Origin of the sequence: Streptomyces murinus (assembly GCF_002154555.1) — a bacterium.
GTDB classification, from domain to species: Bacteria; Actinomycetota; Actinomycetes; order Streptomycetales; family Streptomycetaceae; genus Streptomyces; species Streptomyces murinus.
Genome location: NZ_MUNF01000305.1, coordinates 1 through 14,276 on the forward strand (window position 1 = coordinate 1; position 14,276 = coordinate 14,276).

At 73.6% G+C, this 14,276-nt stretch carries 8 protein-coding genes; 5 read left to right on the forward strand and 3 right to left on the reverse strand.

All coding sequences use genetic code 11. The annotated features are described in order from the left end of the window. A partial coding sequence (locus tag CCN72_RS18985; protein WP_279630258.1) for a rhodanese-like domain-containing protein occupies nucleotides 1-603 on the forward strand: 603 nt, incomplete at its 5' end. Nucleotides 604-692: 89 nt separating this feature from the next. Here CCN72_RS18985 and CCN72_RS18990 read toward each other — a convergent pair. After that, a complete protein-coding gene (locus tag CCN72_RS18990; protein ID WP_086808555.1) occupies nucleotides 693-1,160 on the reverse strand; it encodes a MarR family winged helix-turn-helix transcriptional regulator in 468 nt (155 codons plus the stop codon). 177 nt (nucleotides 1,161-1,337) lie between these two features. Here CCN72_RS18990 and CCN72_RS18995 point away from each other — a divergent pair, with 177 nt between their 5' ends. Continuing rightward, nucleotides 1,338-2,312: an alpha/beta hydrolase gene (locus tag CCN72_RS18995; RefSeq protein ID WP_086808556.1), complete on the forward strand. Its 975-nt coding sequence runs from the start codon at nucleotides 1,338-1,340 to the stop codon at nucleotides 2,310-2,312. Nucleotides 2,313-2,384: 72 nt separating this feature from the next. Here the strand turns inward: CCN72_RS18995 and CCN72_RS19000 are convergent, their stop codons facing one another. Further along, a complete protein-coding gene (locus CCN72_RS19000) occupies nucleotides 2,385-3,974 on the reverse strand; it encodes an alpha/beta hydrolase (RefSeq protein ID WP_086808557.1) in 1,590 nt (529 codons plus the stop codon). A gap of 234 nt (nucleotides 3,975-4,208) precedes the next feature. Beyond that, nucleotides 4,209-7,133 (reverse strand): lysylphosphatidylglycerol synthase domain-containing protein, encoded by a 2,925-nt coding sequence (locus tag CCN72_RS19005; RefSeq protein ID WP_086808558.1) that lies wholly within the window; start codon nucleotides 7,131-7,133, stop codon nucleotides 4,209-4,211. 186 nt (nucleotides 7,134-7,319) lie between these two features. Between CCN72_RS19005 and CCN72_RS19010 the strand changes: the two genes are divergently transcribed. The 3 genes from CCN72_RS19010 to CCN72_RS19020 form a co-directional block, all read left to right on the forward strand. Continuing rightward, the gene (locus CCN72_RS19010) at nucleotides 7,320-7,703 is read left to right on the forward strand and encodes an MGMT family protein (protein WP_085566441.1); all 384 of its coding nucleotides are present in this window, start codon (nucleotides 7,320-7,322) and stop codon (nucleotides 7,701-7,703) included. Nucleotides 7,704-7,909: 206 nt separating this feature from the next. Beyond that, on the forward strand, nucleotides 7,910-11,575 hold the full coding sequence (locus CCN72_RS19015) for a UvrD-helicase domain-containing protein (protein WP_086808559.1): 3,666 nt from the start codon (nucleotides 7,910-7,912) through the stop codon (nucleotides 11,573-11,575). 106 nt (nucleotides 11,576-11,681) lie between these two features. Continuing rightward, nucleotides 11,682-14,276: ATP-dependent helicase (locus CCN72_RS19020; RefSeq protein ID WP_086808560.1), on the forward strand; the 2,595-nt coding region annotated here is incomplete at its 3' end.

Sequence of the window (14,276 nt, forward strand, 5' to 3'; positions counted from 1 at the left end):
ATGGTCCCCTCCTGCGCCGAGGGCGGCGTGCTCGGCGTGCTGTGCGCGTCGATCGGCTCCATCCAGGTCAACGAGGCCATCAAGCTGCTCGCGGGCATCGGCGACCCGCTGGTCGGCCGTCTGATGATCTACGACGCCCTGGAGATGCAGTACCGCCAGGTCAAGATCCGCAAGGACCCGAACTGCGCGGTCTGCGGCGAGAACCCGACCGTCACCGAGCTCATCGACTACGAGGCCTTCTGCGGCGTCGTCTCCGAGGAGGCCCAGGAGGCGGCGGCCGGTTCGACGATCACTCCCAAGCAGCTCAAGGAGTGGATCGACGACGGCGAGAACATCGAGATCATCGACGTCCGCGAGCCGAACGAGTACGAGATCGTCTCCATCCCGGGCGCCACGCTGATCCCGAAGAACGAGTTCCTCATGGGCACCGCCCTGGAGTCGCTGCCCCAGGACAAGCGGATCGTCTTGCACTGCAAGACGGGTGTCCGCAGTGCGGAAGTCCTCGCGGTCCTGAAGTCCGCGGGCTTCTCCGACGCCGTCCATGTCGGCGGCGGTGTCATCGGCTGGGTCAACCAGATCGAGCCGCACAAGCCGGTCTACTGACCGACGCCCTCCCACGTCGAGAAGCCCGCGGCCCTGAACCGAGTTGTTCAGGGCCGCGGGCTTCTTCCGTGTTGGCCGGCATCGGCCGGTTATTCAGCCGTCACGTTCGTCGTGAGCAGCCGGAGCAGCTGTTTGGCCGTGGCGTCCTGTTCGGGGGTGAGGCCCATGGCGTCGCCGATGGTCAGGGGGACCGCGCGGGCCCGCTCGCGCAGGGCGGTGCCGGATCCGGTGAGCCGGACGGTGACGGAGCGCTCGTCGTCGGGGCGGCGCTCGCGCCGGACGAGACCGGCCGCGTCCAGGCGCTTGAGCAGCGGGGAGAGCGTGCTGGACTCCAGCTGGAGCGCGCCGCCCAGCTCGCGCACGGAAAGCCCGTCCCGCTCCCAGAGGGCCAGCATCACCAGGTACTGCGGATAGGTCAGGCCCAGCTCGTCCAGCAGCGGCCGGTAGCGCGCGGTGACCGCGCGCGAGGCCGCGTACAGGGCGAAGCACAGCTGGTCCTGGAGCAGGAGCGAGCCCGGCGCGGGGGCTTCCGGCTCGGGATGCGCGGCCTGGTCCATGACTGCGCCCCTCCCTCTTTTGATGCGAGTGCGCGGAAAGTCCGATTTTAGCAGCGACTCGGTGGTCGCGATTAGATCGTGCACAACTTAGTTGCGCACAACTAAGTCGAGCGGTACCTTTCTCTCGTACCCGCCGGACGGTCGATCGACCACCGGCACGACACCGAGGAGTTCCTCATGTCCGAGACGACCGAGACCGCCGCCCGCCCGGTGCTGGAGCCGGCCGCCGCCGCCTTCGCCGAGGCCACCGCGAACCCGCCGTACCTCTTCGACCTCGGTCCAATCGAGGGCCGCAAGGCCGTCGACGAGGTGCAGTCCGGGGCGATCGAGAAGCCGGCCGTCGACGAGGAGTGGGTGCATGTGCAGGGCGGGCCCACCGGTTCCGTCCGCGCCCGGATCGTCCGCCCGGCCGGAGCCACCGGCACCCTCCCGGTGATCGTCTACATCCACGGCGCCGGCTGGGTGTTCGGCAACGCCCACACCCATGACCGCCTGGTCCGCGAACTGGCCGTCGGCGCCCGCGCGGCCGTCGTCTTCCCCGAGTACGACCTCTCGCCCGAGGCCCGCTACCCGGTCGCGATCGAGCAGAACTACGCCGTCGCCCAGTGGGTCGTCCGCGAGGGCGCGGCGCACGGCCTGGACGCCGCCCGGATCGCGGTCGCCGGTGACTCCGTCGGCGGCAACATGTCGGCCGCGCTCACCCTGATGGCCAAGGAGTGCGGCGATGTCCCGCTGGTCCAGCAGGTGCTGTTCTACCCGGTCACCGACGCGTCCTTCGACACCCCGTCGTATCACCGGTTCGCCGAGGGCTACTTCCTGCGCCGCGACGCCATGCGATGGTTCTGGGACCAGTACACGACCGACGAGAAGCAGCGCGCCGAGATCACCGCGTCGCCGCTGCGCGCCACCCTGGAGCAGCTCACCGGGCTGCCCCCGGCGCTGGTCATCACCGGTGAGGCCGATGTGCTGCGGGACGAGGGCGAGGCGTACGCCGCACGGCTCCGGGCTGCCGGGGTGCCGGTGACCGCCGTGCGCTACCAGGGCATCATCCACGACTTCGTGATGCTCGACGCGCTGCGCGGGACCCATGCCGCCGGGGCCGCCATCGCCCAGGCCGTCGCCGTGCTGCGCACCGCGCTCGGCACGGTGTGATCCGGCGGGTCCGGGTCCGGGGCCGGCGTCCGGCCCGGACGGGTTCCCCGTCCGGGCCGGCTCGCGCACGGCTCAGCCGCAGACCGAACCCGCCTTCGGGATCGTCCCGTTGAGCAGATACGCGTTCACCTTGCTCTGCACACACGGGTCCTTGCTGTCGTACGCGCCGTGCCCCTGCCCCTTGAAGGTCAGCTGGACGCCGACGCCCGTGCCGAGCGCCTCCGCCATCCGCCGCGCGCCCTCGTAGGGGGTCGCCGGGTCGCCCGTGTTGCCGACGACCAGGATCGGCGCCGAACCGGGGGCGCTGACATCGGGGTGGTAACTGGCGCCCGGCACGGCCCAGTCGGTGCAGCCGACCATGCCCCAGGCGAGGAAGTCCCCGAACAGCGGCGAGGCGGCGCGGAACTCGGGGAGCACGCGCTGGACGTCGGCGACGGTGTAACGGGGCTTCTCGTCGGCGCAGTTGATGGCCACGTTCGCCGAGGTGATGTTGCTGTAATGGCCGTTCTCGTCCCGGCCGTTCATCGCGTCGGACAGCACCATCAGCACCTTGCCGTCACCGTCGTACGCCTGTTCAAGGCCCTCGGTGAGGTACTCCCAGAAGTCCTTGGAGTACAGGGACTGGGCGATGCCGTTGGTCGCCGCGGTCTGGGTGAGCAGGCGTGGGGCGATCCCCGGGATGGGCTTCTTGTCCAGGTCGGCCAGGAGTTTCGCGATGCGGTTCTCCACGTCCTGCCGGGTGTCCCCGAGCGGACAGCCCTCCGGCTTGGAGACGCAGTCCTCGGCGAAGTTGCCGAGCGCCAGCTGGAAGCCCTTCGCCTGGCCGAGCGCGCTCTGCTCGGGGTTCTGCGTGGGGTCCACCACCCCGTCGAACACCGCCCGTCCGACGTGTGTGGGGAACAAGTGGGCGTAGACGCCGCCGAGTTGGGTGCCGTACGAGATGCCGAAGTAGTGCAGCTTGCTGTCGCCGAGCACCCGCCGCATCAGATCGATGTCACGGGCCGCGTCGGTGGTGCGCACATGCGGCAGCACCTCACCGGACCTGGTCTCGCAGCCGGTGTTGAAGTTCCGGGTGCGCTGGACGAGTTGGGCGCGTTCGGTGGCGTCGTCCGGGGTCGCGTCCTGCTGGAAGAACGTGTCCAGCTGGGCGTCGGTCTTGCAGGTCACCGGTGCGCTGCGGCCCACTCCGCGCGGATCGAAGCTGACCAGGTCGTAGCGGGTGCGCAGGGTCGCGTAGTCCTGGACGAACGCGGGCAGCGCGGTGACGCCGCTGCCGCCGGGGCCGCCGAAGTTGAAGATGAGCGAGCCGATCCGCTCGCTCGCGGGCCCGCTGGCCCTGGCCCGGATCAGGGAGATGCCGATGGTCGACCCCTGCGGCCTGCTCCAGTCCAGGGGCGCCCGCATGGTGGCGCATTCCCAGGTGGCGCCGTTCGGCAGCGGGGACGGCGCGGTCCCGCCGCCCTCCGCCTCGTCCGGGGCCGGGCAGGCCGTCCAGTCCAGCGTCTGCGTCGTCAGGGACGCGAGGGACGCGGTGGCGCCGGTGCTGACATCGTCGTCGCCGCAACCGGCCAGCAGGGCGGCCAGCAGCACGGCGGCCGTCGTCAGGGCGGTGGTACGCGGCCAGGGGAGAGCGGCGGCTCGCAGCCGGGAGGGAGAGGCCATGACCCCATCCTGCGGGCCCGCACGCCGGGCCGCGCGGGGCACGGTCCGTACGAGGTACGACGTTCACGGGGTCGCCCCCGCGAGCCCCCGGCAAGGCCCCCGCGGGGCTCCCCCGAAGGGTCGACCAGGGGATCTACCGGGCTCCCCTGAAGGGTCGGCCGGGGGATCTTCAGGGCTCCACCGAAGGGTCGGCCCGGGGATCTTCAGGGCTCCACCGAAGGGTCGGCCCGGGACCTACAGGGCTCCCTTACGGGTCAGGTGATTGAACGCCAGCCACCCCGGCAGCACCGGCAGCCACAGCGTCATCAGCCGGAACAGCAGTACGGCGGGGGCCGCGACCTCCTTGGGCAGGCCGAAGGCGATCAGGCCGAGGGTGAGGCTCGCCTCGATCGCGCCGACGCCACCGGGGGTCGGCGCGGCCGAGCCGAGCGCGTTGCCGGCGAGGAAGACGACCGCGACGCTGGCGATGCTCAGCGTGGTCATGCCGTGGCCGAAGGCGCGTACGGCGGCGTCGAGGCACATCACGTTGCACGCGGTCAGCAGCAGCATGCCGCCGATGCCGGTGACCAGCTTCTGCGGCCGCTGGAGCACATCGAGCATGCGCGGCACGACCCCGGCGAACAGCGACCTGACCCGGGTGACCACGAACTTCCGCAGGAACGGCACCGAGGTCACCACCAGCACCAGCACCGCGACGGTCAGCAGACCCGCGATCACGGTCCGGGACGGCGACAGCGAGGGCGTCTTCTCGGTGCCGGTCAGATAGCCGAAGGACAGCAGCATCAGGATGTGGCAGCCCAGCCCGAACAGCTGCGAGGCGCCGACGCTCGCCACCGCGAGCCCCGGGCGCACGCCCGCGCGCTGGAGGAAGCGCGTGTTCAGCGCCACCCCGCCGACCGCCGCCGGTGCCACGATCTTCACGAAGGAACCGGCGACCTGTGCCGCCACCGTCCGCGGGAACGGCACCCGCTCCGGCACGAAGCCCAGCAGCGACATCGCCGCCGCCACATAGCTCAGCGCCGAGAACAGCGCCGCCGCGATCACCCAGCCCCACTGGGCCTGCGAGAACAGCGTGCCGAACTGGATGTGGGTGAGCTGCGTCAGCAGGAAGTACGCGCCGATCGCGCCGGCGATGAAGCTGATCAGCGTGCGCGGCCGCACCCGCTCAAGGCGGGCCGGCTGCACCGGGGCCTGCGGCCTGATCCGCAGCACCTGGTGCCGGATCTGGGTGAGCAGGTCCTCCTCGCGGGCCTCCTCTATGGCCTCGTCGATCGCCCGCCGCTCGGCCCGCTGCTCCGCTCGTACGACCTTCTTGTTCGACTTGTCTGACTTGTCGAGTTCGTTGAGCCTGTCGAGCTGCTCATCGGCGTCGGCGCCCTCGGCGAGGGTCGTCCCGTTCGCCTCCGCGGCCTCCCGCAGCCGGGCCAGCTTGGCCTGGTGGGACGCCTCCAGGACCGCCTCCCGCTCCCGCTGGGCCCGTTCGCGGCCCAGCCGGCGCAGGGTGTTGCGGGTGGACCGGGTGAGCGCGATCGGCTGGAGCATCGGCAGGCAGTCGGCCACCGCGTCGGGCCCGAGCACCTCGACCGCCGAGGCCACCGCGCGCTCCGCGCCGACCCGCAGGCCCAGCGTGGTCAGCAGCTGGGCCACGTCCATGCGCAGCAGCAGCTCACCGGCCGCGATCTCGCCGCCGCGCAGCTCGGCCAGGATCACCTCGCCGGACCGGCCCACCAGGATCGCGTCCCCGGCCAGCCTGCGGTGCGCGATGCGCCGCGACTGGAGCGCGCGCACCTGCGACCAGGCGCTGCGCAGCAGATCGTCGGTGATCTCCTCGTCCGCCAGCGCGTCCAGGGTGCGTCCGCCGGTGTGCTCGTAGACCAGCATCACCGCGTCCGGGCCCAGCTCGGAGGTGGCGATCAGCTTCGGCGCGTTGGCGCCCGCCGCGATCGCCGCGTAGGCCAGCAGCGCCTCCTGCTCCAGTGCCTGGCGCAGCGACTGGAGGCTGGAGCGGGTGGCGAAGCCGCGCAGGGTGAGATTGCGCCACGCCCGGTAGAAGAAGCCCTGGGCCTGCTGTTCCCGGTCCACGACCGTGACGTCCAGCGGCGGCCCGTCCTCCAGGGTGACGAAGTAGCGCCGGCCCCGGTCGCCGTTCTCGCTCTCCACGACCTCCTCGCGGGCGGCGCCGACCGGGCGGAAGCCGACGTGCCGCAGGCCCGCCAGCAAGGTCTGGCCGGTGGGGCGGACATTGGGCGAGCCGACCGCGTACAGCGTGCCGTAGGCCACCGACCAGCCGATCAGCACCGTCAGGACGATGGAGAAGGCGGTCGTGTAGCCGGTGACCAGCATGGAGAACGCGTCCAGCAGCAGCACGATCCACAGCACCGAGCGCCAGCGGGGCCTGCGGGACATGCCGACGGCCGTCATATAGGCGATGACGGGCGCCAGATAGCCGTGCACCGGGTCGGTCAGGGCGTGTACGTCGACCGGTGAGGGCTGGGTCAGCGCGTCCTGGATCGAGCCGGGCGCGGCCCGCGCGACCCACAGGTCGGTGGCGAGCGTCACCCCGTGCGCGAGGACGGCGGCCAGGACGCCGTCGGCGATGCGCAGCCCGTCCCGCTTGATCAGCCGTTCGATCGCGAAGGCGACCGGGACCAGCAGGATCGCGATGCTGGACGCCAGCCCCGCGAATCTGATCAGCAGATCGGGGGCCTGCCCGGTGCCCTTGTTGATGTCCTGTTCGAGGCCCGAGGTGGTGCCGTGCGCGAACGCGGCGACGGCCAGCAGCACCACGATGGCGAGCAGGCCGACCAGGAGCCGCATCAGATCGGAGGGCCGGTGCACCCGGGCCGGGAGCAGGGGCTCGTCGCCCTCCACCGGGTCCGGATGGTCCGGGTCCGGGTGGTCCGGGTCCGAGTGGCCGGCGTCCGGGTCCGTGTGCGGATCGCCGTCGTCTGCGTCGCCTCCGGAGCCGCTCCGGTCGGTCGGCGGGTTGTGCGGGATGTGCGCCCCCTCGGTGCGTTCCGCCTCGGTGCGTTCCGTGTCCGCGGGGTGCGGATCTTGGTGGGCGTCCTGGCCGCCCTCGCCCTTACGGCCGGTGTTCGGGCGTGCGCCGGCGTCAGGGGTGCCCGAGCCGCCCTCGGGGTGCACTCCCTGCTGTTTCATGAACTCTTCTTGGTCTCGTATCACCGGTCACCGCCCGCACGATGGTGGCATGTCCCACCGACACACACGGGCGCCAGGGTGCGGATGCGCGGTCGCACAGTCTGCCGGAAGCGCCGCCCGGGGGCGAGAGGAACGTTCGCTCCACCGGGCTCCGCGATGTCGGCGGGGTGCGGCAGGATGGGGCGAATGAGCGAGCGGAGCCCCGGCGCGGAACCCCGCGAGACGCACCCGGACGACCTGCCCGAGTACGCCGAGCGGGTCCTCGAGGTCGCCGAACTGATCCCGCCGGGACGGGTCATGACGTACGGCGATGTCGCCGAGTGGCTGGAGGAGGGCGGCCCGCGCCAGGTCGGCCGGGTGATGTCCCTGTACGGCGGCGCCGTGCCGTGGTGGCGCGTCGTACGCTCCGACGGGGTGCTGCTGCCGGGCCACGAACTGCGCGCGCTCGGGCACTACCGCGCCGAGGGCACACCGCTGCGCGAGGCGAGCAGGAGTGCCGAGGGTCACCTGCCGCGGCTCGACATGCGGCGGGCCCGGTGGGACGGCGGTGCGGACGCGGGTCACACCTGACAGCTTCCGCCATCGGAGGCGGTCGGCGGCAACCTGTACTCCGTACGGGTGATACCCGGGACATCCGCGGCATGCCGTACGTTCGAGAGTCGGCGGTATCGCGCCGGCGGCCCGTGCGCACCTCACCCGGAGCTCACCGCCCCGCGCGCGTGATCGCCCGCTCGCCCGCACGACCAGCAGTACGACCACCAGGACCGGCCAACCACGTGAGCTCCTCCTTCTCCACCGGACACCCGCCGCACCCCGAGGCGCGGCGGGGGAGCCGTGGCGCTTACCGCCTGGTCCGTACCCCGCCGGACCGGACGGCTCCCCCTGTTCTGGACGCCGCCCAGCGCGCCGTGGTTGACCACCGCACCGGGCCCCTGCTCGTGCTCGCCGGACCCGGCACCGGCAAGACGACCACGCTGGTCGAGTCGGTGGCCGCGCGGATCGCCCGGGGCGCCGACCCCGAGCGCATCCTGGTGCTCACGTTCAGCCGCCGGGCCGCCGTCGACCTGCGCGACCGGATGGCCCTGCGCATCGGCGCGGCCCGCGCGCCCCGGGCGACCACCTTCCACTCGTACAGCTACGCCCTGGTCCGCGCCCATCAGGACAGCGGGCTGTTCGTCGAGCCGCTGCGACTGCTCTCCGGCCCCGAGCAGGACGTCACCGTCCGCGAGCTGCTGGCCGGGCAGCCCGAGCTGGAGCGGCTGGGGCTGACCCATGTGCGCTGGCCGGACGAGCTGCGCGCCTGCCTGACCACGCGCGGCTTCGCCGACGAGGTCCGCGCCGTGCTCGCCCGCAGCCGTGAGCTGGGGCTCGCGCCGGACGCCCTGGACGCGTTCGCCCGCCGCATCGGCCGCCCGGACTGGCGCGCGGCCGCCGCGTTCCTCGCCGAGTACCTCGACGTGCTCGACCTCCAGGGCGTGCTCGACTACGCCGAGCTGGTGCACCGCGCGGTCCTGCTCGCCCGCCGCCCCGAGGTCGCCGCGGACCTCGCCGCGCGCTACGACGCGGTGTACGTGGACGAGTACCAGGACACCGACCCCGCCCAGGTACGACTCCTGCGCGCGCTCGCCGGCGGCGGCCGCACCCTGGTCGCGCTCGGCGACCCCGACCAGTCGATCTACACCTTCCGGGGCGCCGATGTGAACGGCATCCTCGGCTTCCCGGAGGCCTTCCCGCGCCCCGACGGCGGACCGGCGCCCGTCCAGGTGCTGCGCACCAACCGCCGCTCCGGCGCACGCCTGCTGGCCGCGACCCGGCTGATCACCCAGCGGATGCCGCTGCCCCGGCTGCCCGCCGACAAGGTGCGCGCCCACCGGGAGCCGGCCGCGGCCCGGGACGGCGGCCGGGCCGAGGTCTACACGTATCCGACCCCGGGCACCGAGCTGGACAACATCGCGGACATCCTGCGCCGCGCCCACCTGGAGGACGGCCTGCCCTGGCGCGAGATGGCCGTCCTGGTGCGCGCCGGCGCCCGCTCCCTGCCGACCCTGCGCCGCGCCCTGACCGCGGCGGGCGTCCCCCTGGACATCGACGGCGACGACCTCCCCCTGCGCCACGAGCCCGCGGTGGCCCCCCTGCTGACGGCACTGCGCGCGGTGGCGAGGGCGGAGGCACCGGGGAGGCACGAGCCGGGCGAAGCGGCTCGGGGCCGCGAGGAGGGGGACCCGGAGGACCGGGACCCGGAGGACCGGGACCCGGAGGACCGGGACCCGGAGGACCGGGAGCCGGGGGAGTGGGACGCGGTGGAGCGGGAGCCGGGGGAGTGGGACGCGGTGGAGCGGGTCCCGGAGGGCCGGGACCTGGAAGAGCCCGTGCCTGGCTCTCCGGAACTCGCGGAGCCGCTCGCGCCGGATTCCGCCGATCCTGCGGAGCAGCCTGCGCCGGACTCTGCCGATCCTGCGGAGCCGCTCGCGCCGGACTTCGCCGACCCTGCGGAGCAGCCTGCGCCGGATTCCGCCGATCCTGCGGAGCAGCCCGCGCCGGACTCCGCCGACCCCGCAGCGCAGCCCCGCTGGCTCGACACCGAGACCGCGCTCACCCTGCTCGCCTCGCCGCTCGCCGGTATGGACGCGGCCGATCTGCGGCGGCTGGGGCGGGCGTTGCGGGAGGAGGAGCGGGCCGGCGGGAACATGGTGCCGCCGCCCTCCGACGAACTGCTCACACGGGCGCTCGCCGAGCCGGAGCGGCTGGCGGTGCACGACCCGGCGTACGCCCGCGGCGCCCAGCGACTCGGCGCGCTCCTGCGCACGGCCCGCGAGCGCCTCGCGAACGGCGGCACCGCCGAGGAGGCGCTGTGGGACCTGTGGAACGGCACACCCTGGCCCGGCCGCCTGGCGCGGGCCGCCCGGCGCGGCGGCGCGGCGGGCCGTAACGCGGACCGGGACCTGGACGCCGTCTGCGCCCTGTTCGCCACCGCCGCCCGCGCCGAGGAGCGCACCGGCGGCCGCGGCGCCCTGAACTTCCTGGCCGAGATCGAGGCCGAGGACATCGCCGCGGACACGCTGACCCGCCGCGCGGTACGGCCCGACGCCGTCCGTCTGATGACCGCGCACCGCGCCAAGGGCCTGGAGTGGCGCCTGGTCGTCGTCGCCGGTGTCCAGGAGGGCCTGTGGCCGGACCTCAGACGCCGCGGCTCGCTCCTGGAGGCCGACCGCATCGGCCGCGACGGACTCGCCGAACCGCTCACCCCGGGCGCGCTGCTCGCCGAGGAGCGCCGGCTCTTCTACGCCGCCGCCACCCGCGCGCGCGACCGCCTGGTCGTCACCGCCGTGAAGGCACCCGCCGAGGACGGCGACCAGCCCTCCCGGTTCCTGGCCGAGCTGGGCGTCGAGCCGAAGGACGTCACCGGCCGCCCCCGCCGCCCGCTGGCCGTCGCCGCGCTGGTGGCCGAGCTGCGCGCCACCACCGTCGACCCGGCCGCCTCCGCCGCCCTGCGCGAGGCCGCCGCCCGCCGTCTGGCCCGGCTCGCCGCGCTCACCGACGAGGAGGACCGCCCCCTCGTACCGGCCGCCCATCCCTCCCGCTGGTGGGGCATGTTCGAGCCGACCGAGAGCAAGGTGCCGCTGCGCCACCGGGACCAGCCCGTCGTGCTGTCCGGCAGCGCCCTCGACCAGCTCGCCCACACCTGCGCCCTCCAGTGGTTCCTGGGCCGCGAGGTGAAGGCCGACGCGCCCGCCACCACCGCCCAGGGCTTCGGCAATGTCGTCCATGTCCTCGCCGACGAGGTCGCCTCCGGGCGCACCCCGGCCGACCTGGACGTCCTCATGGAGCGCCTGGACTCGGTGTGGAACGCGCTCGCCTTCGACGCGCCCTGGAAGTCGCGCCAGGAGAAGGACAACGCCCGCGCCGCACTCGAACGCTTTCTCAACTGGCACGTGATGAACCGCTCCACCCGCAGCCCCGTCGCCAGCGAGCAGGACTTCGACGTCACCCTGGAGGCGGGCGACTACCAGGTCCGTATCCGCGGCCAGATGGACCGGGTCGAGACGGACGCCGAGGGCCGCGCCTACGTGGTCGACTTCAAGACCGGCAAACAGGCGCCCACCGCGCGCGAGGTGGAGCGCCACCCCCAGCTCGCCGTCTACCAGCTCGCCGTGCGCGAGGGCGCCGTCGACACCGCCTTCGACGGGGAGCACCCCGAGCCCGGCGGCGCCGAACTGGTGCACCTGAGGCAGGGCGCCGCCAAGCGCGACGGCGGCGAGACCCTGCCCAAGGTGCAGACCCAGGAGCCGCTCACCGGGGAGTGGGTCGGCGAGCTGCTGGCCACCGCCGCGGGCAAGGTCCTGGACGAGAGGTTCGGCCCGAGCGCCGGCCAGCACTGCGCCCACTGCGCCTTCCGCGCCTCGTGCAGCGCACGCCCCGAGGGGCGGCACGTGGTGGAGTGACGTACGGCACCCCGCGCACCGCACCCCCGTCCCTGACCTGCGCCTGCTTCCGTCCCGGGGACCGGTGCGCACGGGATTGTCAGTGGCTGCCGCTACCTTTTGGGACATGCCCGCCCATCTCACCGATCCCGAGCAGCTCAAGGAGCTCCTCGGTATCCCCTTCACCCCGGAGCAGACGGCCTGCATCACCGCGCCGCCCGCCCCGCAGGTGATCGTGGCCGGTGCCGGTTCGGGCAAGACGACGGTGATGGCGGCCCGCGTGGTCTGGCTGGCCGGCACCGGCCAGGTCGCCCCCGAGCAGGTCCTCGGGCTGACCTTCACCAACAAGGCCGCGGGCGAACTGGCCGAGCGCGTCCGCAAGGCACTCGTCAAGGCGGGCGTCACCGACCCCGACACGATCGACCCGGACAACCCCCCGGGCGAGCCGGTCATCTCCACGTACCACTCCTTCGCCGGCCGCCTCCTCACCGACCACGGCCTGCGCATCGGCCTGGAGCCCGCCTCCCGCCTCCTCGCCGACGCCACCCGCTACCAGCTCGCCGCCCGCGTGCTGCGCGAGGCCCCCGGCCCCTACCCGGCGCTCACCCGCTCCTTCGCCGACCTGGTCAGCGATCTGCTCGCCCTGGACTCCGAACTCTCCGAACACCTGGTGGGACCCGGCGAACTGCGTGCCTGGGACGCCGAGTTGCTGACCGCCCTCCAGGACGCCAAGCTCAGCAACGCCGAGCTGCGCAAGGTCCCCGAGACCGCCACCGCCCGCCGCGAACTCGCCGAACTGGTCCAGCGCTACCGGACCGCCAAACGCGAACGCGATCTGCTCGACTTCGGCGACCAGATCGCCCTGTCCGCCCGCCTCGCGATCCTGCCCGAGGTGGGCCGTCTGCTGCGCGAGGAGTTCCGGGTGGTCCTCCTGGACGAGTACCAGGACACCTCCGTCGCCCAACGCGTCCTGCTCGCGGGCCTGTTCGGATCCGGCACCGGCCACCCGGTGACCGCCGTGGGCGACCCCTGCCAGGCCATCTACGGCTGGCGCGGCGCCTCCGTCGCCAACCTGGACGACTTCCCCGACCATTTCCGCCATGCCGACGGCAGCCCCGCCACCCGCCAGGCGCTCAGCGAGAACCGCCGCAGCGGCGGCCGCCTCCTCGACCTCGCCAACGGACTCGCCGCCCCCCTGCGCGCCCTGCACGAGGGCGTCGAGGCCCTGCGCCCGGCCCCCGGCGCCGAGCGCGACGGCCTGGTCCGCTGCGCCCTGCTGCCCACCCACGCCGAGGAACTGGACTGGCTCGCCGACTCCGTCGCCCACCTCGTGCGCACCGGCACCGCACCCGGTGAGATCGCCGTGCTGTGCCGTACGGCCGCCGACTTCGCCGCGATCCAGGGCGCGCTGGTCGCCCGGGAGGTCCCCGTCGAGGTGGTCGGCCTGTCCGGGCTGCTGCACCTGCCCGAGGTCGCCGACCTGGTCGCCGTCTGTGAGGTGCTCCAGGACCCCGGCGCCAACGCGAGCCTGGTACGGCTGCTGACCGGCCCCCGCTGGCGCATCGGCCCCCGCGACCTCGCCCTCCTCGGCCGCCGCGCCCGCCTGCTGGTCGCCCACGCGGGCGCCGCTGACACCGGTGACCCGGACCGCCGGCTCGCTGCCGCCGTGGAGGGCACCGACCCGGCCGAGGTGATATCGCTCGCCGACGCCCTGGACACCTTCCTGGACGCCCGCGGCGGCGACGAGGACGGGCTGCCGTTCTCCCCGGACGCCCGGGTGCGCTTCGCCCGCCTCGCCGGCGAACTGCGCGATCTGCGCCGCGCGCTGTCCGACCCGCTGATGGACGTCCTGCACCGCGTCCTGGCCGTCACCGGCCTGGAGGTGGAGCTGTCGGCGTCCCCGGGCGCCCTGGCCGCCCGCCGCCGCGAGACCCTCGCCAACTTCCTCGATGTCGCCGCCGCCTTCGCCGCGGGCGACGGCGAGGCCACCCTGCTCGCCTTCCTGGGCTTCCTGCGCACCGCCGTCCAGTACGAGAAGGGCCTCGACAACGCCCTGCCCGGCGGCGAGAACACCGTCAAGGTGCTCACCGCGCACAAGTCCAAGGGCCTGGAGTGGGACGTCGTGGCCGTGCCCGGACTGGTCACCGGCACCTTCCCCAGCGCTCAGGGCCGCGACAAGTGGACCGCGCAGGCCAAGGTGCTGCCGCACGCCCTGCGCGGCGACGCCGCCACCCTGCCCGACGTGGACGGCTGGGACGCGCGCGGCATGAAGGCGTTCCACGAGGCCATGAAGGAGCACCAGCACACCGAGGAACTCCGCCTCGGCTATGTCACCTTCACCCGCCCCCGCTCCCTCCTGCTCGGCTCCGGCCACTGGTGGGGCCCCAGCCAGAAGAAGAAGCGCGGCCCCTCCGACTTCCTCCAGGAGCTGTACGCGCACTGCGCCGCCGGGCACGGCGAGATCGAGGTCTGGGCCGAGGAGCCCGCCGACGACGAGGAGAACCCGGCCCTGCGGGAGCCCGACGCCGACCTGGCCTGGCCGCTGCCCCTCGACGCCGACGCCCTCGCCCGCCGCCGCGCCGCCGCCAAGACCGTCCTCGCCCACCTCGACACCCTGCCCCCCACCGGCCCGGCCACCCACGAGGACCCGGACTGGCCGACACCGCCGGAGGAGCCGCCGTACGACGAGCCGTACGAGGAGCCGCCGTACGACGAGCCGTAC

What these genes read in the sequence shown, in the direction of transcription:
- CCN72_RS18990 (WP_086808555.1), bottom strand. Translation starts at nt 1,160, where the DNA reads ATGGACCAGGCCGCGCATCCCGAGCCGGAAGCCCCCGCGCCGGGCTCG.
- CCN72_RS18995 (WP_086808556.1), top strand. Translation starts at nt 1,338, where the DNA reads ATGTCCGAGACGACCGAGACCGCCGCCCGCCCGGTGCTGGAGCCGGCC.
- CCN72_RS19000 (WP_086808557.1), bottom strand. Translation starts at nt 3,974, where the DNA reads ATGGCCTCTCCCTCCCGGCTGCGAGCCGCCGCTCTCCCCTGGCCGCGT.
- CCN72_RS19005 (WP_086808558.1), bottom strand. Translation starts at nt 7,133, where the DNA reads ATGAAACAGCAGGGAGTGCACCCCGAGGGCGGCTCGGGCACCCCTGAC.
- CCN72_RS19010 (WP_085566441.1), top strand. Translation starts at nt 7,320, where the DNA reads ATGAGCGAGCGGAGCCCCGGCGCGGAACCCCGCGAGACGCACCCGGAC.